Origin of the sequence: Streptomyces sp. NPDC096013 (assembly GCF_044763565.1) — a bacterium.
Taxonomy (GTDB): domain Bacteria; phylum Actinomycetota; class Actinomycetes; order Streptomycetales; family Streptomycetaceae; genus Streptomyces.
The window spans coordinates 16,757-34,972 of the sequence record NZ_JBIWGK010000032.1 but is presented as its reverse complement, the minus strand read 5'-3'; the positions used below and the strand labels follow the sequence as shown (position 1 = coordinate 34,972).

Below are 18,216 nucleotides of genomic sequence, written 5' to 3'. Positions count from 1 at the left end.
GTCTCGGAGGGCTCGCGAAGTGGGAGGACTGAAGGGCGGGAAGCGGTGCCCCGGGCGCCGCTCAGAGGCGCAGCGTCCGGCGGAGGTGCAGCCGTTCGGCGGTGCCACCCTTGTCCCGGACGTGCCGCACCAGCAGGTCACTGTCGACGATGGCCGGATGGCTCTCGTCGTAGTCGATGGCCATCACGACGCCCATCCAGGGTTCGAGGCCCATCGCGTACACGTAGACCTCGTCGGGCTCCAGAGCGTCGACGATCTCCCTCGCCTGCGGGAAGTTGGAGCCGTTGAGCCGCCGGCTCTGGTCAGTCCTGCGGTCCAGCGGCTCGCCGTAGAGCGGACCGTAGATCCAGCTCGCGGCGGCGCCCATGCTCTCCATGCCGATGAAGACGGTGTCGACCGACCCGATCACCTCGGCCACCTTCGTGTACATCGTCGGCGAGATGTTCGTGGAGTCGGCGGCGAATAGCATCGAACGCTCCCCGAACCGGAGCAGCCAGCCGGTCTTGCTGCGGATCCGCAGATCGCCGTGTTCCCCCAGGAAGGGCAGGGCGACGACCTCGGCGGAGCCGCAGTGCAGCGTCTCCAGGTCGTCGACCTCGACGACGTCGGTGAAGCCCAGTCGGCGCAGGATGCCGCCGAGTCCTGGGTCCACCAGACTGGCGTTGGCGGACTTGGGGACCAGGACCCTGCCGACCCGGTGCCGGATCCGCAGGAGGGTCTCGAACAGCATGTGGTCCTGGTGGTTGTGCGTGATGAGCAGGTGGTCGATGCGCTCCGGCAGATTGGCGAAGGTGAACCGGTTCTCCGCCCCGCCGGGGTAGCCGCCATAGCTCAGCACCGGGTCCACCAGGAAGGTCGTGCCCCGGTGGCGGGCGAAGACGCAGGCATGGCCCACGTATTCGAGGACGGCGTCGCCGGCCGGCGGAGCGGCGGATGCCGCGGCGGGCGGCGGGGTGGGCTCGAAGTACGAGGCGAACCGGGCGGCCCGCTCGCCTCGCAGCCCGAATTCCGCCGCCAGGTCGTCGAGTTCGGCTCCGCTCAGACCGCCGCGGAAGACCGTGTCGAGCAGGGGGGAGTTCAGGGGAACGTCGACCAGCAGCTGTTCCGGGCCGTATTCCAGCATCGGCGTCGTGAGGGCGAACTCGCGCGCGTCCTGCGTGACGGGACTGAAACGCACCTGCTGCCACGACTCGTCGTAGTACTCCGACGCGTACATCAGAGGTTCGATGAAGCGGTAGTCGGCCGTGCGGTTGTCCCTGCCGTAGAACACCTCCACCCGTCCGGCCAGGGCTTGCGGCAGCTCCTGGTAGACGGGGTCGAGGCACCCGCCGTGGTGGCGCGGCAGGATGTCCTCCTCCAACCGCCGGATCGCCTCGAAGAGTTCGTCCAGCCGGGCCCGTCGGGGAGCCGTGTCCCGGTACCAGGCCTCGATGGCGTCTCGGTGCTCGTGGGCGTGGATCCAGGGGCCGCCGTGCATCCGACGCTGCCGGACGGCCGCCGCGTGGACCTGCGGGTCGTCGAGGTAACTCTCGACGATACGGGTGAACCGGTTGCGGACGAAGCGGGCAAGGCACTGCGGCGGCAGCAGGTACGACCAGCCGTACCAGCCGGCGATGACCGGCTCGACCGCGATGTCCTGACGTAACGAATAGCGCATGGGGGCAACGGCTCCGTTCCTGCTAGCGCGACGACGACACGTGGGTGGCGCCCTTCTGGGCCTTGGTGACGGTCCCCGTCCCGTCCCCGGTCCGGGCGTCCGGCGGTGTGCCGAGCAGCCGGCCGAGGATGTCGTGGTCGACCTCCCGGCAGGAGGAGGGCCAGCCCGGACCGCTCAGTGCGGCCTGCATGGCGGCCAGCAGCGGCGCGGGGACGTCTCCGCCGTCCCGCACTCGTTCGAACCATTCGGCGGGCGGCAGGACGTCCGACTCCGTGAGCCCGGTGTGGTGCAGCAGCTCGTCGAGCGCGTACGTGCGGTGGACCACGACCGCCGACCGGGAGTCCGAGCCCCGGGATCGGCCGCCGGCCGCGCCCGGGCGCGCGGCCAGGTCCCCGAGAACGGTCTCGGCCAGGGGGCCGACGTCGCAGACCGGCACGTAGCCGCTGAGCCGGGGCATCGCGTGCACCCGGCGCGCGGTCTCGATCAGAGCGGTGAACCAGTCGTCCTTGAGGTAGCCGTGGTCCTCGGGCCGGTGCCCGTAGACCAGACCGGGCCGGTAGTGGGAGACCGCACATCCAAGGACAGCGAGGGTGTTCACGTACTCCTCGCTGATCAGTTTCGACCGCGAGTAGGGGTCACCCACGGCCATGAGGGTCTCGGCCGACAGGGGGAGGAAGTCCGCCCCGGCTGAGGCGGCCGAGAGGAAGACGAAGGAGCGGGCTCCCAGAGCCGCCGCGCCGCGGACGACCAGCGCCGTGTTGCGTACGCTGCCGCTCATGTGGCTTTCCAGCGGCAGGAGGTGGTTGACCTGGTAGCCGCAGTGCACCACCGCGTCGAGGACGGGTCCGCGCCGCCGTTCGACCCACCGTTCCAGTTCTTCGTAGGAGATCGCCTGCACCTGGGCGTAGTCGGCGGCCTTCCGCCCGAATCGGGTGCGGTGCTCGGTCAGCACCCGGTCGGGATCGCCGGTGCTGACGACCAGGACGGGGCGGCCGGCGCGGAGCAGCCGGTCCAGAACGTGTCCCCCGATGAAACCGGACGCGCCGGTGAGGAGCACGACCCGGTCGCCGGACCCGGCCCACGGCACCGGCTCGTGTGGGGTGTCGTGGAGCAGCACCGGCAGCTCGGCTCGCAGGTCGTCCAGCTCGGACTCCACCCGGCGCAGCAGTGCCTCGACCGCGGACTCGGCCGGGGCGACGGCCTCTCCCCGCACGTGGCGCAGAAAGGCGGCCGGAGCGAAGTCGTATTCCATCGCGGCGAACGCGGCCTCGACCGCCTCCTCGCCGTACGTCTCGGAGAGTTTGACCTGCACCTGGATCATGGCGAGGGAACTGCCGCCCGCGTCGAAGATCGACGTGTCCGGGCCGATCTCCTGCCCCAGGACGGCGGCCACGACGTCGAGCACCTGCCGCAGCTCCGCAGCGTCCCCGTCCAGGGTGCCGACCGGGGACGTGAGCTGCTCCCGCAGGACGTTCCGGTCCACTTTCCCGGCGGAGGTCAGGGGGAGCGCGTCGACCAGCACCACCCGGTCGGGCGCCTCCCAGACGGGCACCAGGTCCCTGATCCGGCCCATCAACGACTCCTCCGTGGTGTCACCGTCCACGGTCGTGACCAGCAGGATCGTGTCGCCCTGCCGTACGAGCGCCACCGCCCGGTCCAGGTGGTGGGCGAGCGTGGACTCGACGTGGGCGAGGTTCACCCGGTGGCCGAGGCGTTTGATCTGCTCGTCCGTCCGTCCGACGTACGCGAGGTGACCGTCGTCGGAGAGGGTCACGACGTCCCCGGTGGCGTAGGCGGGGGAGCCGTCGACCGTGGCGAACGCCTTGCTCTCGGCCGGGCTCCCGCCGGCGTAGCCGAGTGCCACGCCGTCGCCCACGATGACCAGTTCGCCGGTGCCCGTCGTGGCGTGCTCGCCGGTCTCGGGGTCGCGGACGAAGGCGCGGAAGCCGTCGAGAGGGGTGCCGATGGTCGGGGTGAACTCCGTCAGCTCGGCGAGGGAGAAACAGACGGTGGTCTCCGTCGGGCCGTACGCGTTGAACACGCGGCTGTACCGGGCCGCCTTCTGGTACTGGCTCTCGCCCAGGGCCTCGCCGCAGAACTCCACCTTGCGGATGCGGCGGCGCGCCGCCTCGTCGAGCCGGGCGTAGACGGACGGCGAAAGCATGGCCAGGTCACAGCCGTGGGCGGCGAGGTGCCGTGAGACGGACCCCAGCCACGAAGCCTGGTCCCGGACCGGGACGACGAGGGTCGCCCCGGCGTACAGGGTGCCGAGGATCTCACTGATGGAGGCGTCGAACGAGAGCGACGCGAAGTGGAGGACCTCGTCGTCCGGCGTGATGTCGAGCAGGCGCCGCAAGGAGCGGCACAGGTTGAGGAGACCGCCGTGCCCGACGTCGACGAGCTTGGGGGTGCCGGTCGAACCTGAGGTGAAGATGGAGTAGGCGATGCGGGAATGGGCCGGCTCCGCAGGCGCAGGCGCAGGCGCGGGCTCGGTGGGCCGGCCCACGTCACCGGCGTGCAGGGCGCGGAGGCCGGCCTTCTCGGCTCGCTCCAGCGCCTGGCGGTCGAAGCAGACGAGGAGTGCCGCGTCCGCGACGCCGGCGAACTCCTCGAACCGGTCGGCAGGCAGGCCGGGGCTCATCGGGGTGTGAACGGCGTGGCTGCGCATCGCCGCGAGGGCCCAGACCACGGCTTCCGCCGTGTGCTCCCCGGAGAGCAGGACGCGGCGGCCCGCGGGGCACTCGCGGTCGATCCGGCCGGCGAGGGCGCTCGTGACCCGGTCGAGCTCCTCGTACGTCCAGGTCCGCCCCGCGGTCCGCAGCGCGGTCCGTCCGCGATGGCGCCGGAAGAGGTCAGTCAACAGGTCCGAGAGTTCCACCACTTGCTCCAATTCGCTGCTTGAGTCGGTCGAGGACTTCGGCCGCGGTTCCGGGGGAGAGGAAGCCGCGCTTGTACTGCATCCGCAACAGCGGCGGGCCCGGCCACGACCGGTCGGCGAGGAACTTGAGATCCTCGAAGACCCGCGCGCTGCGTACCGGGACCCAGCGCCATCGGTCCGGTTCCGGACGCATGAACGTGGTGTCGGAGACGACGACGCGGGGCATCCGGCCGCTGGTGAACGCCCGTGCGAAGGCATCGAGGTCGGACATCGTGAACCGGCCCAGCGACTCCTGGGCCTGGCGGGTGTCCGCGAAGTACTCGGGGGTGTACTCGGCGGCGGACCCGGCCCGCAGGACGAGCGGCTTGATCTCGACGAAGTAGCCGCCCTTCGTCGCGAACTCCCAGCGGGAGAAGGGGTACTGAAGGACCAGGCCGCCGCCGAGGGCGGGGAGCAGGGCGGCGGTGACGGCGCTGAGCAGTTCATCGAAGGTGACGCCCTCGCGGAGCGGGAGCCAGTCCTCCGTCGACGCGGAGATCGTCGGGATCCCCTTGCGGCCCGGTGCGGGCAGGTCGCCGAGAGCCCGGGTGACCTCCGCGGGGTCGGCGGCCGGCAGGGCGGCGTACTGCTCCAGGGCCCGCTCGTGGTGGCGGTAACGGGCGCCGATCCGGCCCGCCGGGGTCTCGCCGCACAGATAGGCCCTGATGTGCCGGAGCAGGCTGACCACATCGGTCAGATCGACGATCAGATGACTGAACTTGACGAAGACGACGTACTCGCCGTTCGTGTGCGGCCAGCACGCGAGGTGCACTGCCTCGTCGAGCCGCAGCGGGTGGCTGTTGTGGTAGGCGGTGACCACATCCGCCAGCGTGTCCGCGCCGCCCTCGACCTGTTCCGGCTGCGGGGCGAGGGTGACGACCACGTCCTCCTCCGCCACGTCGACCAGGTGCGCCAAGGCCCGGGACAGCCCGAGCCGGCCCACGAACTCCCGCCACCCGTCGCGGTCCTCGACCCGCCCGGGCTCGACGGTGCCGACGAAGGCCGTGCAGGGGTTGACGTCGCAGTCCATACCGAGATCGGCGAGGAAGCTGTAGATGTCGCGCACGGCGATGGCGGCGGGGCGCAGGCCGGTGCGCGCCGCTGTCCCGTGGGGGCCGGTCACCGGGCCACCGTCGTGCCCCAGGCGAACTCGACCTGGTCGAGGACGTCCATCTCCGTCAGGAGGGTGTGGATCCCCGAATGGTCCTGGACGAGGTGGGTGCCGCCCTGCGCCTCGCGTACCTCGGCGGCGGCCTTCTCCCAGTCCGGTACGCCTTCGAACGCGACGATCGTCTCCCAGGTCGTGAAGTCGGGGGCGACGAAGGCCTCCAGACCCGCCACGACCTTCTCCAGGAGAAAACGGCGCCGATCGGCCGGGAGTGCCTCGTACACCTGCTTCATCATCTCGCCGGAGATCGAGGCATGGCAGTACTCGTCGCGGTTGTGCAGCTTCACCGTGGTGGAGTTGACGACCTGGATCTGCTGGTCGTCGGCGAGGAGGTCGAGGTACGCGTTGATGGAGATCTCGGCGACCGTCGCGAAACCCAGCGTGGTGAGGCTGCGCTGCCACGGTTCCTCGCACCGGTCCAGATGTGCCTGGTGGATCGTGGTGATGTGCGAGTCCGGTAGCACCCGGTCGGAGAAGTCGCTCCGGCGCATCCGCCGCGTCACCGCGCTGCCGTTGATGTGCATGAGCGTGTGGTACTGCTCGTCCACCATGGCCTGCGCGACGGCGAGCTCCAGCTGCTGGCCGCCGAGACCGGGGTACGCGCCGCCGATGACCAGTTCGAAGGCCGGGTTGGCGATCCGCTGCTCGACCAGGACCGTGTTCCGGTTGTACGCCACCCAGCCCCAGCTCAGCAGACGGGATCGGGTCTCGTCGGAGAGGCGATCCCAGATCGGGTGCGACCGGAAAGGGACCATGTCCTCGCGGAAGTCCGGGCGACCGGGATCGAAAAGGGCGTAGACGTCAGGCTCCTCGCGCTTCACGGCCGCCCGCCGGTGCCAGTTCCCGACGAGCCGGTTGATGACCGCGTTCTCGGCGGGGTCGCCCGGGTCGAATGCCGGTAGTCCGCCGACCTGGACGTACCTGTCATCGTGCCCGGCCGCGCCGGATTTCTTGTCCGTGTGGTCGCGCATGGCCCACCCCTTCCTTCGCTCCGCTTTGCGAACTCGGCCCTTTCCCGGGTCCGGCGTTCTCGAATTCTGTGGACATCGATCGCCGCTCGCAAGAGCGTGCAGATAACCACCCTGTGCAACTGAAGGAACGGGACAGTTGCACAGTCTGAACGCCTTGCGTGAGCTGGGCACGTATGACATAAAAATCCAGGCGTCGGCCACGTCCGGAGCATCACTGGGCCGTCGATGTCAGCTGTTCTTGACTTTTGTGCTGGACGGGAGGCCTGAAGGTGACGGAGCGAATCCAAAGCGTCGTTGTGGCGGCGCTCGACGAGATCAATCTGACGCGCGAGGAGAAGATTCCCACCGATCGTGTGCTCGACTTGTGTCTGTACGGTGATTCCGGTGTCTTCGAATCGATGTACCTGGTGGCCTTCCTCTCGCTGGTCGAGGAGAACATCGAGGACGAGTTCGGCGCGGAGGTCTCGCTCACGTCCGAGAAGGCCGTGTCCCGCCGGGTGAGTCCGTTCAGCAGCGTCCGCAGGCTGGTCGGATTCATCGAGGAAGAACTGGAACTCGCCGGCGTGCGTGGTTAGCACAGGTCGTCGCTCTCATGATCCTCATGATCACCGGCACCCGGACCGGCATCGGAAAGGCCCTGGCGGAGCACTTCCTGGAGGCCGGGCATGACGTCGTCGGGTGCAGCAGAAGGCCATCGACCATCGATCACCCCCGCTACCGGCACCACGAGGCGGATCTCGCGGACCTCGGTCAGACGAAAAGAATGTTCCGGAGTGTCCGGCAGGAGTACGGAAAGCTCGACGCACTGGTCAACAATGCGGGAACCTCGTCGATGAACCACTTCTTGACGACCCCCGACGAGGTTTCCCGCAAGATATTCGACATCAATTTCTTCGCCGTGCTGAACTGCTGTAGAGAAGCGGTCAAACTGCTGCGGAAGTCGACGGAACAGACCTCCGCGATCCTGAATGTCTCGACGGTCGCGGTGCCCTGGGCCATAGAAGGACAACTCGCTTACTCGGCCAGCAAGAGCGCGGTCGAACAACTCGTCCGCGTGATGAGCAAGGAGTTGTCCACGTTCGGGATCAGGGTGAACGGGATCGGGCTTCCGCCCGTTCACACCATGCTGACGAGGACCGTACCCCGGCCCAAGATCGACACCCTGATCGCGCGCCAGGCGATATCCCGCCAGTGCACGACGGCCGACATCGTCGGACCGGTGGAGTTCCTGATCGGTCGGCAATCAGAGTTCATCACGGGCGAGACTCTCTTTCTTGGGGGTGTGCACTGAATGCGCGACGAACTGGTGCGGAGGTTCGAGGACTTCGGCACGCGTACGGCGCTCTTCGACCGCGGGACCGCCGTCACGTACGCGGAGCTCCTGAAGCGGATCCGTGACACGCGGGAACGGCTGGCACTCCACGGAGTGAAGCCCCGGCAGACCGTGGTCGTCCATGGCGACTACTCGACGGACTCGGTGGCCACCCTGTTCGCGCTCTTCCTGGACAGGAACGTCGTCGTGCCGGTGGTCACGCTCACCGACACGACGCTCGACACCCTCACCGAGCACTGCCGGCCGAGTCACCTGGTCGGGACGACCGAGGCCGGTGTCGAGATCCGGGACCTCGCGCAGCCGACGGCCGCCTCCACCGGCCGGTCCGGCGGCGCCGGTCCGGCCCAGGCCGCTGCCCCCGACGCCGCTGAGGGCGCCGGCACGGTGCACGCCCGGCTCGGCGACCCGGGCGCTGCCGGACTCGTCCTGCTGAGCAGCGGCAGCACCGGCGCACCGAAGGTCATCCTGCACAGTCTCGATGTCCTCGTCGGCGAGAAGCTCCAGAAGCGACCGCGCCGTCGGCCGAACGCCCTCACCATCCTCATGGTGCTGATGTTCGATCACATCGGAGGCATCAACTCCCTGCTCAGCACGCTCCTCGTCGGGGGCACCGCGGTCCTTCCCCGCTACCGCACCCCGGACGAGATCTGCGCGCTGATCGAGCGCCACCGGATCCTCGTCCTCCCCACGAGCCCGACCTACCTCAACCTGATCATGGTCGGCGGCTACCACCGCACGTACGACCTCAGCAGCCTGCGCCTGATCACGTACGGCACCGAGCCGATGTCCGACGAACTGCTCGACCGGGTCCACCGGACCTTCCCGGGGGTGCGGCTGCTCCAGACCTTCGGCACCAGCGAGACCGGCATCGCCACCACCACGAGCGAATCGTCGAGCAGCACGTACTTCAAGATCTCCGACGCCGGTGTGGAGTACCGGATCGTCGACGGCGAACTCCAGCTCAGAAGCCGGACTCAGTTCCTCGGCTATCTGAACTACGACGACGACTCGCTGACCGAGGACCGCTGGTTCAGGACCGGCGACCTGGTCGAGGAGGCAGCCGACGGCTACCTCCGGATCAAGGGCCGGGCCAAGGAGGTCGTCAACGTCGGAGGCGAGAAACTCCTCCCGCTGGAACTCGAGTCGGTCCTCATGGGCAGTCCCCTCATCGAGGACTGTGTCGTGTACGGGAGGCCCAACGCGATCACCGGCCAGGCGGTGTGCGTGGACATCAAGCCCAGCGGCGAGCTCACCCGCGCGGCCCTGCGCAAGCATGTGACGGAGTTCCTCGCCGGCCGGGTCGAACCGTTCAAGGTCCCTTCGAAGATCAACGTGGTCGACACGATCGCGATGTCGGACCGCCTGAAGAAGCTGCGGTCCCGGCCGGGCGCGGACGAGGAGTGAACGTCCTCCTCGCGCCCGCACCCGTGCGCCGATCCCTTACGACCGCGCCCCACCCCCAGCTTTCCGCGTGCCGCACCGGCGCGCAGTCACAGTAGCCCGTCCTCGTCCCAAGGAGTACGTGATGGCACAAGCGAAGGTCGCGATCATCGGCGGAGGGCCGGCCGGTAGTGTCGCGGGCCTCACCCTGCACAAGCTCGGCCACGACGTCACGATCTACGAGCGGTCCGCCTTCCCCCGCTACCGCGTCGGTGAGTCCCTCCTGCCCGGCACGATGTCGATCCTCAACCGCCTCGGTCTCCAGGAGAAGATCGACGCGCAGAACTACGTCAAGAAGCCGTCGGCGACCTTCCTCTGGGGCCAGGACCAGGCCCCTTGGACCTTCTCCTTCGCGGCTCCCAAGGTCACGCCCTGGGTCTTCGACCACGCCGTCCAGGTGAAGCGCGAGGAATTCGACCAGCTCCTCCTCGACGAGGCCCGGACCCGCGGGATAACCGTCCACGAGGAAACCCCCGTCACCGACGTGGACCTGTCCGACCCGGACCGTGTGTCCCTGACGGTGCGCCAGGGAGGCGAAAGCATCACCGTCATGAGCGACTTCGTCATCGACGCGGGCGGCTCCGGCGGCCCCCTCGCCCGCAAGCTCGGCGTGCGCCAGTACGACGAGTTCTACCGGAACTTCGCGGTCTGGTCGTACTTCCGGCTGAAGGACCCCTTCCAGGGGGACCTGAAGGGCACCACGTACTCGATCACCTTCGAGGACGGCTGGGTCTGGATGATCCCTGTCAAGGAGGACCTGTACAGCGTCGGCCTGGTCGTCGACCGCTCGAAGGCCGCCGAGGTACGCGACCAGGGCGCCGACGCCTTCTACTCGACCACCCTCGCGAAATGCGTCAAGGCCGTGGACATCCTCGACGGCGCGGAACAGGTCGACGAGGTGCGGATCGTCCAGGACTGGTCCTACGACACCGAACTGTTCTCCGCCGACCGCTTCTTTCTCTGCGGCGACGCCGCCTGCTTCACCGACCCACTGTTCTCGCAAGGCGTGCACCTGGCCTCGCAGTCGGCCGTCTCAGCCGCCGCGGCCATCGACCGCATCACCCGCCACGGCGGCGAGAAGGACGCGGTGCACGCCTGGTACAACCGCACCTACCGCGAGGCCTACGAGCAGTACCACCAGTTCCTCGCCTCCTTCTACACCTTTGCCTCGTTCACCGAGCCCGACTCCGAGTTCTGGCGCAAGCGCCGTATCACCGAGTCCGACGACGACCGTCTGAACCGGAAGAAATGGTTCGAGAGCCTGGTGGGCAACGGCCCCGAGGACTCCGGCGGGACCGTGGCCTCCTTCCGCGACCGCGCGTCCACGATGATCTCCATCGGCCGCCACCAGCGTCCCGAGCTCAGCGACGAATTCAGCGAGGCCGAACTGAACGCGGCGCGGATCCGCTGGATCAGCGACCTCACCAAGCGGCTCAACAGCATCAGCCGCTTCCAGTGGACCGGCGGCAAGGCCGTGCTCAAGCCGCACTACCGCGTCGAGCCGATCGGCTTCCGGCTGGAGCAGCGGGAGATCCTGGCCAACGAGGACGGGCTCGACATGGCCCAGTACCCGATGGACGACGACACCCGCCAGATCTTCCAGGACCTCGCCGAGGCGGAGTTCGGCTACAAGACGCTGGTCAAGCGCCTCGGCGCGGTCGGCAAGCAGGAGCTGAGCACGCAGATCGTCCTGCGGCTCATGGAGGCGGGCCTCCTCACCGGCTACGACGAGCAGGGCGACAAGGTCCACGTCCAGGGCCGGCTCCACTTCGGCGGCGTCGGCGTCGAGTACGAGGTCTGACCGCCACCGCGCTGCCGCCGGGCAGCACTGTCCCCTCCGCCTCCGCCCTCTTCCACCGGAGCGGACGGGACGGTGCCCCGGCGGCACCCACACTCACCCTCGCGTCCCAAGGAAGCGGTCCGATGAGGCACACGAAATTGCGGGACCTGGAGGTCTCCCGGATCGGCCTGGGGGCCATGGGCATGTCCTTCGGCTACACGGGCTCCGGCTCGGACGAAGTGGGCTCCGTCCGTGCCCTGCACCGCGCCCTCGACCTTGGTGCGACTTTCCTCGACACCGCCGAGATCTACGGGCCCTACACCAACGAGCGGCTCGTCGGCCGGGCGATCGGCGGCCGTCGCAACCAGGTGGTGCTCGCCACGAAGTTCGGCTTGGTCTCCCACGCGGGCGGCGGGACGGGACGGCTCGACAGCAGCCCGGCGAACGTCCGTACCGCCGTGGAGGGTTCGCTGCGGCGGCTCGGGACCGACCACATCGACCTCTGCTACCAGCACCGCGTCGACCCCGATACCCCTATCGAGGACACCGTCGGCGCCCTTGCCGACATGGTCGCCGAGGGCAAGATTCGCCACATCGGTCTCTCCGAGGCGGGACCCGCCACGATCCGCCGCGCACACGCCGTCCACCCGATCACCGCGGTCCAGTCCGAGTATTCCCTGTGGACCCGCGACCCGGAGGAGACCGTACTGCCGGTCCTGCGGGAACTGGGCATCGGATTCGTGGCCTACTCGCCGCTCGGCCACGGCTTCCTCACCGGCACCGTCCGCTCGGCCGGGTGTTTCGACGCCTTGGACCTCCGGGCGGACAATCCCCGCTTCACTGCGGAGAACCTCCCGCGGAACCTGCACATCGTCGACGAGATCGAAGCTGTTGCCGCCGAGTCCGGCGCCACCCCGGCACAGGTCGCCCTCGCCTGGCTGCTCGCCCGGGGAGACGACGTTGTGCCGATCCCCGGCAGCCGACGGGCCGCCCGCGTCGAGGAAAACGTGGCGGCCACCGAGGTCCGGCTGAGCCGCGAGCAACTCGCCCGGCTCGACGCCCTCCCGCCCGCCGCGGGCGAGCATCACACGGAGGAGCAGATGCGGATGATGGAACGCCCGTAGTGCTCGACGCGGTTTGTCCGTCGGCGTCGGCCTGGCGCCGTGAGGGGCGTGCTGAGTCAGGAGGGACCTGGCATTCCTCTGGCCTGCGACAGCGGTCAGAGAGGCCTGGCCCGAGTCACAGGGGCGGAGCTTCCGCGCTGGAAGGGCAATCCGCTGCGGGCGGGTTCGATGCCCTCGTCTGAGCTGGGGCGACCTCTTGGTGTGGCCGGACCATTTCTGCGTTACGACGGATTGAGGCCGCGTTGAGGCCGCAAGGACAGGAACAGACTGACAAGGGCTGACCAGCCCCAACATGGATAACCTCATCTGACCTGCGAAAACGTCAATGATGAGCGTTGATCGGCAAGGACCGCCAAGATCCTCAAAGGACTCATAATCCGTCGGCCGTGGGTTCGAGTCCCACCCGCCCCACCACTCGCTGCCCAGGCAGAACCGTTTCTACCTGCGATGATGACCAGGCCCCCGCTGAGGCGGGGGCCTTTTTGCATCCGTCAAGATCGTTAGCTCGCCCGTTGCTCGCCCGAAGTGAAAACTGCCCACTCTGACGGTCTAGTTGGACGTATGGCCTGCCGGTGAGATCGGGCCGAGGCCGCCCTTCGGGCACTCCGCTAGTTCAGCACTGCGGTGACGTCCAGGGTGTCGATGTGCCAGCCGGGCGGGACGCGCCAGGCGTCGACGCACAGCGTCCACGTGTGTTCACTTTCGCTGCCAGCCGGGATCGGGGCGGGCAGGTCCTGGGTCTGCTTGATCGTTGCCCAGTCTGTGCCGAACAGGTCGAGGATGTGCGTTCCGAAGGTGACCGTGCCGGAAGTCGCCGGTGAGCCGCCGGTGTTGCGGAACTCCGCGGTCACGTCCTCACACCATCGTTTCTCTGTGTCTGCGAGTCTCACTGGCCCGACCGTGAGAGACAGAGGCGCCGCCGGCTCGGGGTCGCTGGGGCTCGGTTCCGGGTCGCTGGGGTCTGGCTCCGCGTCGCTGGGGCTCGGCTGCGGGTCGCTGGGGTTCGGCCCCGGTGTGGTCGGCCGAATCGGCTCCGAGAGCTGGTCGGCATTCTTGCCGGGGTGTTCCGTTTCGTTGCTGAAGGCGGGGTCTGACGGTTCCTCCGCGCCGGATCTCAGCACCTTGAAGTTGCTGTCGTCGGTGATCTTGTACGGGGTGTCGTTGGAGGCCGCTCTGTTGTCGTCCGTCAGGCTGGTCCCAGGCGGGGTGTCAGGGGTCGCGGAGACTTCGGCGTGGGGTGGGTCCGAAACGGCGGCGGGCTGCGGAGCGTCGGGGGTGTCCGTCGTGGTGCCGTTTGTGGGGAGGCATAAGGCCGCAGCGGTGGATGCTACGGCGACGACGGCGATGGTGCCGGTCGTTGCGAGGGCGGGGCTTCGCTTCCACACGGAGCGCAGACGCGCGCCGAGCGAGCTGACGATTGCAGCTACCCCGCCGCCGATGTAAAGAGCGAGATGGCGTTTGCGGCGCGCAGGTTCGGCGGGTACCTCTTCCGCCGGTAGGGCGGGCGGAACCAGTTGCTGCGTGAGGCGAGCGATCTTCTCCGCGGCGAGCTCGGCTTCGATCTTTGCCAGGCGTGAAGCCAGTTTCTGCTGGCTCTTGTGCATCAGAACCAGGGCCAGGACTGCCGCACCCAGTACACCGGATAAGAGAACGTGAGTCACGTATGCCCCCTAATCAGAACGCGCGTTCGATCTAGGGGGCAATGATCGTACTTCTCGGTAACCGGTTTCCACTGTGATCTTGGACCGTAACAATAGAGTTACTCACGAACATGTCATATGTCAACTGACCTTGCGGGGCCGGGAGTTCTCCGAGGACGGCGCGAGGTCGGCGTCACTGGCTGCTGGGCGATTGAATCGACTCAGCACCTGCTCTCGCGCCTCGGGGCTGAGGGTGGCCAGTAGTGCGGTGATCGCCTCGATCTGGGCATTGCTGTCGGCTGCTCCTGGCGCGCTCGCCGGCGTCGGCGGGGCGGCGAGTTCGTCGAGGAGTTCCGCGGCGGTGCCGCGGCCTGCCTGGCGGAGCTGATCGGAGCTGACGCTGACCACTTGCGCCATGCGCACGAGTGTCTCGTCGGGTGCGTTCACAGGGATGCGTACGCCTCCGACGTCCTGGTAGCCGTTGACGATCTGCCGCCAGCGGGTCTCGCTCAGTCCCGCTCGTCGCGCCGCTTCCCGCCCTGATAGGCGGGCTCGGCGAAGAGCCTCCTTGATGAGCGCCGCCTCGGCGGGGGGCTCGGGTGTCTGCGCGTTCATGCGGTGAAGGTTCGCATAACTACGCAGTAGTTCGCTACACGGTGGCACGCAATGGCAGAGGTTGACAGGTGATCGTGTGACTGAGGTCACACCCACTGCAAACTGCGCGCGAAATGTTCGCACTACGCGACACTACGCATAGACTGCGTACGTGAACACCAACCGCATGCGACGTCGCAAAGGCGCGCCCCTCCATCACTCGCCGGAGGCGGTGACACGAGCACGCGAGAACGCCGGACTGACACAGAAGGCGCTGGCTGAGCAGTGCGGATTCAGCTTCCAGCTGATGTGTGACATCGAGGCGGGCCGTCGCAACGCGAACTGCGAGCGACTGCGCGCAATGGCGCGCGTCATCGGCTGCTCGGTCTCGGATCTGCAACCCAGCAACGGCGTGCCCCGGCTCGACGACGAGCCGCCCATGGCCGCGCCCCGGAGGGCGTCGTGAGGACGCCCGCAAACAACGAGGCCGCCGAGCTGGCTAGAGCTCGACGGCCTCAATTCCCCGAACGAACCCACGAAGGAGAAGGAACGTTGGTCCCACAGGCTACACAACCGTGGACCCCGGCTGAGACCTCGTCGGATGACCTCGCATACGGGGCTCCGACCGCGCGGCTGATCCTGCCCGCCGGCGACCTGGACGACTCCGACTACCGCAGCCGTTGGGAAGAGGTCCGCCGCAGCGGCATCGGCGGCTCCGAGGTCGCGAAGATCCTCGGCCTCAACAAGTACCAGGGCCCCCGGCACGTGTTCGAGGAGAAGCACGGCCGTCCCGTGCCGATGGACGCTGAGCTGAGTGAGTACGCCGAAGTCGGTCTCGAAATAGAGGACTTCATCGCGTACATGTTCACGAAGCGGAGATCTCGAACTCGCGAAGATCTTGGTCGAGAGCATGCGTGGCATCCATGCGGAGAAGGCAGAGCCGTAGCCGCGATCTTTCGCGGAGGCCCGTCAGCTGAACTGGCGGGCCGTTTCGGCTTGGTGGGCTGATCACGGCAGGCTGGGGGCCCGGCTGTGCCGTCGGGCGGGCGCCGGGTTCGACGCTTCCGGTCGGGTGCTGCTTGCTCGTCGGGATGCGGCCGCTGCTCTAGCGTGCGACGGCCGGGTGGTTGTCCACGACATCCAGGACGACCGGCAGCACCCGGGAGGGGAAGTACTCACGACCCCTCACCGGATGCTCGCCCGCGTCTCGGAGAGTGAACCTCACGTGGTTCTCCAACTCCCTTGCCACCCCCTCCGGCAGCTTCTCGTGCAACCTCACCACCCGGTCAAACCCATCCGCCTTGTGGCAGTTGAGTCGCCACCGGGAGTCACCCGAGGTGATGCCGAACTTCAGGATGTCCCGAATGTCGTCGACAACCGTATAGAACACGTCCCAGGTCTTGCCGTGGCACGCGTTGCAGATGCCGATGCCGCGCTGCACGTCCGCAGGACGCGGGTAACCCTGGTGGCCGTTTCGGCAACGAATCAGGATCGGCGTGTTCACGTTGAGGAACGGCCCGAGAACCTCGCCCCCCAAGTCCGCAACAGTCAGGCGGAACTGTGCCTCGGTCATGCCCGGGGCGTTCCGCGCGCACATGCCGCAGACCCCCTGACCGTTCAGCACGTTCTTCGGGATTGGCCGGGATTCATGTCCGTTCGCACAGCGAATGACGATGGGTTTGCCGACCGCGATGTACGGGCCGATGACCTCAGCGCCCAGGACCGTGACAGCCTCACGGAACCGGGACTCTGATCTGCCCGTCTCCCTACCGGCGCAGGCCACGCATCCATGTCCCTTCAGCGCGGACCTTGGTTGCGGGTAGCTGACGTGACCGCTGGCGCACTGCACCTGGATTGGTTTAGCAACGCCGACGTAGTCGCCTTCCACGGTTCCGCCTCTTCGGGCTATCTCCGCTCGGAAGTCGGCCTCAAGTTGTTGAGCGTCCGCGCTCCGCTTCCGGGGCTTGCATGCATCCGGCGCAGGGGATGCCGCAGCGTCGGCCACAGCCGTTCTCCTTCACAGGTAAGGGGTGACGGGCAGGGACGTTCCGGTGCACCACCACCAGGACTGCCCGTCACAAGTATCAACGCTGTTGACGCAAGCCAAGTTGCATGCGGCGCGTCTAAAATGTGCTTCGTCGCTGGTTGTGGGCCGGACTTCTGCGAGACGTCAGGAGTCCTTGGGCATGTCCTGTCCACTAATTGCGAATGCCGATGTGATGCGCATCACGCGCCTCGACCAGTGTGGTAACCCTGTCTGCGGTGAAGACAACGGGTTCGTCTTCGAGTGTTTCAGCACCTTGGCCATGAACGTCAATTCGGACGATGGTGACGACATCCAGTACAAAGCCGCGAATGGCAAAGTCTGCGGCTTCAAACGGGGCTGTCCGACGTTCAACGGCCTGGACCTGGAACTCAACGTGTTCTCCGTGTCCCCGGAGATGATCGAGATCCTCACGGGCAATCCCGTCTATCTCGGCTTCGACGGCACTCCGATCGGTTTCGACACCTGCTCCATCCAGTGTTCGACGGGCTTCGCCTTGGAACTCTGAGCCGAGGTACTGGGTGAGGAGTGTGCGGACGGCGCCGAAGGGCAGTGGCTGTACTGGTTGATGCCGTGGGTCACCAACGGGATCATCGGTGATCTGGAGATCGGGTCGGAGGCGGTCACTCTCCAGATCACTGGCTCCACCCGCGCGGGCAGATCGTGGGGTGTGGGCCCGTACGACGTGCAGCCGATCGACTCGGCCGGCACCCCGGGCCCGATGCTGACGCCGCTGGACGCCTCGTGTCACCGCAGGACCTTCCTGACGACGGTCGCTCCTCCGGTGCCGTCGTGTGACTACACGCCGGTGACCTGCGACTCGATGTCCCTCGCCTCGTAATGGAGCTGCCGGACATTGTCGTTCCGGTGCGGGAGGGGTCCCACAACGAGCAGCTGCGGTACGCGCTGCGCTCGTGGGCGGCCCATCTTCCGCACCGGCACGTGTGGATCGTGGGCTACCGGCCCTGGTGGGCGGCCGGCGCCCGCCACGTCCCCACCCACCAACGGGGGCTGCCCGCCTACGTCAACACCACCACGGCGATGCGCGCCGCCTGTGAACACCCGGACGTCTCGGACCCGTTCCTGTGGGCCAACGACGACTTCTTCGTCATGGCCCCGCAGCCCGCCCCGTTCCCGGTGCTCCACCGCGGCCCGGTGCGGGAGGTGTTCGCGCAGTATGGGACGCGCTCCAGCGCGTACGTGGCCGCGATGAGGGAGACGCATGCCTTCCTCGTCGGCCTCGGCCACGAGGACCCGATCTCGTTCGAGCTGCATGTGCCGCTGCCCGTCCACAAGGAGGGCATGCTGCGCGCGCTGGAGGTCGGGCAGGGCCACGACGTCCACAAGCGGACCGTGTACGGGGTGATCATCGGCGTCACCGGCACGCCGATGCGGGACGTCAAGGTCGCCCGCCGCGGCCCCCAGTTCGAGGCCGCGTCCCCGTTCCTGTCGACGATGCCGGACAGCTTCCACAACGGGGCGGTCGGCCGGTTCATCCGTGGCGCGTTCCCGGAGCCGAGTCCGTACGAGAAGCGCGGGAGGCGGTGA

At 67.9% G+C, this 18,216-nt stretch carries 17 protein-coding genes; 10 read left to right on the top strand and 7 right to left on the bottom strand.

All coding sequences use genetic code 11. The features are described 5' to 3' along the window. Positions 1-61: 61 nt before the first annotated feature. The 4 genes from ACIRB1_RS46255 to ACIRB1_RS46240 are packed head-to-tail and all read right to left on the bottom strand — an operon-like array spanning position 62 to position 6,713. Positions 62-1,657 carry an MBL fold metallo-hydrolase gene (locus ACIRB1_RS46255; protein WP_403469988.1) on the bottom strand — a complete coding sequence of 532 codons (1,596 nt, stop codon included), beginning with the start codon at positions 1,655-1,657 and terminating at the stop codon, positions 62-64. A gap of 22 nt (positions 1,658-1,679) precedes the next feature. Continuing rightward, positions 1,680-4,535 carry an AMP-binding protein gene (locus ACIRB1_RS46250; protein ID WP_403469987.1) on the bottom strand — a complete coding sequence of 952 codons (2,856 nt, stop codon included), beginning with the start codon at positions 4,533-4,535 and terminating at the stop codon, positions 1,680-1,682. Beyond that, positions 4,510-5,697, bottom strand: coding sequence for a hypothetical protein (locus ACIRB1_RS46245; RefSeq protein WP_403469986.1), 1,188 nt, complete (start codon positions 5,695-5,697; stop codon positions 4,510-4,512). Before ACIRB1_RS46245 ends, ACIRB1_RS46250 begins: the two co-directional genes overlap by 26 nt. Continuing rightward, complete coding sequence (locus ACIRB1_RS46240) at positions 5,694-6,713, bottom strand: diiron oxygenase (protein WP_403469985.1); 1,020 nt, start codon at positions 6,711-6,713, stop codon at positions 5,694-5,696. Before ACIRB1_RS46240 ends, ACIRB1_RS46245 begins: the two co-directional genes overlap by 4 nt. Before the next feature lie 269 nt (positions 6,714-6,982). On the opposite strand from ACIRB1_RS46240, the gene ACIRB1_RS46235 reads away from it, so the two are divergent. The 5 genes from ACIRB1_RS46235 to ACIRB1_RS46215 all read left to right on the top strand — a co-directional run bounded on the left by ACIRB1_RS46235 (position 6,983) and on the right by ACIRB1_RS46215 (position 12,390). Continuing rightward, positions 6,983-7,288 carry a hypothetical protein gene (locus tag ACIRB1_RS46235; protein ID WP_356586970.1) on the top strand — a complete coding sequence of 102 codons (306 nt, stop codon included), beginning with the start codon at positions 6,983-6,985 and terminating at the stop codon, positions 7,286-7,288. Between the two features lie 26 nt (positions 7,289-7,314). After that, the gene (locus tag ACIRB1_RS46230) at positions 7,315-8,004 is read left to right on the top strand and encodes an SDR family NAD(P)-dependent oxidoreductase (RefSeq protein ID WP_403469984.1); all 690 of its coding nucleotides are present in this window, start codon (positions 7,315-7,317) and stop codon (positions 8,002-8,004) included. Further along, positions 8,005-9,450 carry a fatty acid--CoA ligase family protein gene (locus tag ACIRB1_RS46225; RefSeq protein WP_403469983.1) on the top strand — a complete coding sequence of 482 codons (1,446 nt, stop codon included), beginning with the start codon at positions 8,005-8,007 and terminating at the stop codon, positions 9,448-9,450. Positions 9,451-9,571: 121 nt separating this feature from the next. Further along, positions 9,572-11,287: a chloramphenicol-biosynthetic FADH2-dependent halogenase CmlS gene (cmlS, locus tag ACIRB1_RS46220; protein ID WP_403469982.1), complete on the top strand. Its 1,716-nt coding sequence runs from the start codon at positions 9,572-9,574 to the stop codon at positions 11,285-11,287. A 122-nt stretch (positions 11,288-11,409) separates the two neighbouring features. Next, entirely contained in the window at positions 11,410-12,390 is a 981-nt protein-coding gene (locus ACIRB1_RS46215; RefSeq protein ID WP_403469980.1) for an aldo/keto reductase, read from the top strand. 608 nt (positions 12,391-12,998) lie between these two features. On the opposite strand, the gene ACIRB1_RS46210 is transcribed toward ACIRB1_RS46215, so the two are convergent. Continuing rightward, on the bottom strand, positions 12,999-14,051 hold the full coding sequence (locus tag ACIRB1_RS46210) for a hypothetical protein (protein WP_403469979.1): 1,053 nt from the start codon (positions 14,049-14,051) through the stop codon (positions 12,999-13,001). A gap of 120 nt (positions 14,052-14,171) precedes the next feature. Then, a complete protein-coding gene (locus ACIRB1_RS46205) occupies positions 14,172-14,645 on the bottom strand; it encodes a helix-turn-helix domain-containing protein (RefSeq protein WP_403469978.1) in 474 nt (157 codons plus the stop codon). A gap of 151 nt (positions 14,646-14,796) precedes the next feature. Here ACIRB1_RS46205 and ACIRB1_RS46200 point away from each other — a divergent pair, with 151 nt between their 5' ends. Both ACIRB1_RS46200 and ACIRB1_RS46195 read left to right on the top strand, forming a co-directional pair. Beyond that, entirely contained in the window at positions 14,797-15,090 is a 294-nt protein-coding gene (locus tag ACIRB1_RS46200) for a helix-turn-helix domain-containing protein (RefSeq protein ID WP_403469977.1), read from the top strand. Positions 15,091-15,176: 86 nt separating this feature from the next. Then, positions 15,177-15,632 carry a YqaJ viral recombinase family protein gene (locus tag ACIRB1_RS46195; protein ID WP_403469976.1) on the top strand — a complete coding sequence of 152 codons (456 nt, stop codon included), beginning with the start codon at positions 15,177-15,179 and terminating at the stop codon, positions 15,630-15,632. A 97-nt stretch (positions 15,633-15,729) separates the two neighbouring features. On the opposite strand, the gene ACIRB1_RS46190 is transcribed toward ACIRB1_RS46195, so the two are convergent. Further along, positions 15,730-16,629: a hypothetical protein gene (locus ACIRB1_RS46190; protein ID WP_403469975.1), complete on the bottom strand. Its 900-nt coding sequence runs from the start codon at positions 16,627-16,629 to the stop codon at positions 15,730-15,732. Positions 16,630-16,843: 214 nt separating this feature from the next. On the opposite strand from ACIRB1_RS46190, the gene ACIRB1_RS46185 reads away from it, so the two are divergent. From ACIRB1_RS46185 to ACIRB1_RS46175, 3 genes are read left to right on the top strand one after another with little or no spacing between them, the layout of a single operon-like run. Then, the gene (locus ACIRB1_RS46185) at positions 16,844-17,176 is read left to right on the top strand and encodes a hypothetical protein (protein ID WP_403469974.1); all 333 of its coding nucleotides are present in this window, start codon (positions 16,844-16,846) and stop codon (positions 17,174-17,176) included. A gap of 60 nt (positions 17,177-17,236) precedes the next feature. After that, a complete protein-coding gene (locus ACIRB1_RS46180) occupies positions 17,237-17,509 on the top strand; it encodes a hypothetical protein (RefSeq protein ID WP_403469972.1) in 273 nt (90 codons plus the stop codon). Positions 17,510-17,535: 26 nt separating this feature from the next. Beyond that, positions 17,536-18,216, top strand: coding sequence for a hypothetical protein (locus tag ACIRB1_RS46175; protein WP_403469971.1), 681 nt, complete (start codon positions 17,536-17,538; stop codon positions 18,214-18,216).

Excerpts from the sequence above, each read along its gene's own strand:
- ACIRB1_RS46230 (WP_403469984.1), top strand. The coding sequence starts at position 7,315 with ATGATCACCGGCACCCGGACCGGCATCGGAAAGGCCCTGGCGGAGCAC.
- ACIRB1_RS46225 (WP_403469983.1), top strand. The coding sequence starts at position 8,005 with ATGCGCGACGAACTGGTGCGGAGGTTCGAGGACTTCGGCACGCGTACG.
- ACIRB1_RS46180 (WP_403469972.1), top strand. The coding sequence starts at position 17,237 with ATGCCGTGGGTCACCAACGGGATCATCGGTGATCTGGAGATCGGGTCG.
- ACIRB1_RS46205 (WP_403469978.1), bottom strand. The coding sequence starts at position 14,645 with ATGAACGCGCAGACACCCGAGCCCCCCGCCGAGGCGGCGCTCATCAAG.
- cmlS (WP_403469982.1), top strand. The coding sequence starts at position 9,572 with ATGGCACAAGCGAAGGTCGCGATCATCGGCGGAGGGCCGGCCGGTAGT.
- ACIRB1_RS46215 (WP_403469980.1), top strand. The coding sequence starts at position 11,410 with ATGAGGCACACGAAATTGCGGGACCTGGAGGTCTCCCGGATCGGCCTG.
- ACIRB1_RS46185 (WP_403469974.1), top strand. The coding sequence starts at position 16,844 with ATGCGCATCACGCGCCTCGACCAGTGTGGTAACCCTGTCTGCGGTGAA.
- ACIRB1_RS46240 (WP_403469985.1), bottom strand. The coding sequence starts at position 6,713 with ATGCGCGACCACACGGACAAGAAATCCGGCGCGGCCGGGCACGATGAC.
- ACIRB1_RS46255 (WP_403469988.1), bottom strand. The coding sequence starts at position 1,657 with ATGCGCTATTCGTTACGTCAGGACATCGCGGTCGAGCCGGTCATCGCC.